The following is a 2,068-nucleotide window of genomic DNA, read 5'->3' on the forward strand; positions in this document are numbered from 1 at the left end:
CCAGGCATCGCGGGCCAGCCATTCCTGCTGAAGCTGGAGTTCGGCGAACCCGGTGCCCTGGATGCGTGACGCCATACCGGTGAAGCACAGATCCATCACTTCGGCCCCCAAGCCGACCGCCTCGAAGAGCTGGGAGCCGCGATAGGAGGCCAGGGTCGAGATGCCCATCTTGGACAGGATCTTGAACAACCCCTTCTGCAGCCCCTTGCGGTAGTTCTCGCGGGCATCCGCCGGGTTGCCGACGAGCTCACCGGTCCGGTGCATGTCGGCCATGACCTGGTAGGCCAGCCAGGGGAAGACGGCGGTTGCGCCGACACCGAAGAGCACGGCCATCTGGTGGGCATCACGCGCATAGCCGGTCTCGACCACGATATTGGCCCGCGGGCGCAGCGCCCGACGCCCCAGGTGATGATGAACCGCCCCCACGGCAAGCGCCGCATGGATCGGCAACTGTCCCTGGGGGAGGTCGGCATCGGACAGCACCAGAACCACCTTGCCATCGTGTACGGCGGCCTCGGCCTGGCGGCAAAGCTCATGAAGGGCGGCCTTGAGACCGAATTCTTCAGGATCATACCCCAGCGAGAGGGTATGGCTGATGAAGGCCGGGTCGTCCTGGGTCACCAGGGCGGTGAACTTGCGCGGCGAGAGGATCGGCGTGGTCAGGATGATGCGATGGGCATGTTCCGGCGTCGCCTTGAAAACATTGAGCTCCGCGCCGATGCAGGTTTCCAGCGACATGACGATCGCTTCCCGCAAGGGGTCGATGGCCGGGTTGGTAACCTGGGCGAATTTCTGCCGGAAGTAGTCGGTCAGCAGACGTGGCTTGCCGGAGAGCACCGCCATGGGAGTATCGTCGCCCATGGAACCTACCGCCTCCTGGCCGCTCTCGGCCAGGGGCCGCAGCAACTGGTCGCGTTCCTCGAAGCTGACCTGAAACAGCTTCTGCTGGACGTTGAGGGAGTCCAGCTTCATGTTCTGGAAGCTGGCAAGCTCCGTGAGCGCCGATTCCAGGTACTGGGCTTCCTCTTTCAACCAGCGCTTGTAGGGATAGGCCGCCTTCAAGCGCTCGTCGATGTCGGTGGTGTGCAGCACCTCGCCGGTCTCGGTATCCACGGCCAGAATCTGCCCCGGCCCCACGCGTCCCTTGGCCACCACGTCCTCGGGCTTGTAGGCGTAAGTACCGGTTTCCGATGCCAGGGTAATGTAGCCGTTGCGGGTGACCACCCAGCGGGCGGGACGCAAGCCGTTGCGATCAAGCATGCAGACCGCCTGACGCCCGTCGGTCATCACCACGCCCGCAGGGCCGTCCCAGGGTTCCATGTGCATGGAGTTGTATTCGTAGAAGGCGCGAAGATCGCCGTCCATGATCTCGACATTCTGCCATGCCGGCGGGACCATCATGCGCACGGCGCGGTGCAGCTCCATGCCGCCGGTCAGCAGCACTTCCAGCATGTTGTCCATGCTCGAAGAGTCCGACCCCGTGGTGTTGACGATCTCGTCGAGCTCGGTGATGTCCGGCAGACGCTCGTTGACGAAGTTTTCCTTGCGGGAATTCGCCCATCCTCGGTTGGCCTCGACGGTATTGATCTCGCCATTATGGGCCAGCAGCCGGAAGGGCTGGGCCAGCGGCCAGCGCGGCGCCGTGTTGGTGGAGAACCGCTGGTGGAAGACGCAGATCGCCGTCTCCAGGCGCTCATCCCCCAGGTCCTGGTAAAAGGCCGGCAGGTCCACCGGCATCATCAGTCCCTTGTAGGAAACAACCCGGGACGACAGGGAGCAGACATAGAAATCCTCATCGTCTCGCATGACCTGCTCTGCCCGGCGGCGGGCCATGTAGAGGTCGACGTCAAAGGTCGCAATATCGGTATCGGCACCCGGTTCCACGAACAGCTGGCGGATGCGTGGCAGGCATTCCAGCGCCATGGGGCCGCAGACGCTCGCATCGACGGGCATGTCTCGCCAGCCCACTACCGTCAGCCCACGCTCGGCCAGCTCATCCTCCAGGGCCTTGCGGCCACGAGTCTCCCTGGCATCGTCATCGGGAAAGAAGACGAGCCCGACCGCATAG

The 2,068-nt window shown here is 63.9% G+C and carries 1 protein-coding gene; it reads right to left on the minus strand.

From position 1 onward, the window contains the following. The coding region (gene gltB, locus ACESMD_RS00975) for a glutamate synthase large subunit (RefSeq protein WP_372609461.1) at positions 1-2,068 on the minus strand (2,068 nt) is incomplete at both ends.

It is taken from the genome of Halomonas sp., assembly GCF_041689495.1.
In the GTDB taxonomy this organism is placed as follows: domain Bacteria; phylum Pseudomonadota; class Gammaproteobacteria; order Pseudomonadales; family Halomonadaceae; genus Halomonas.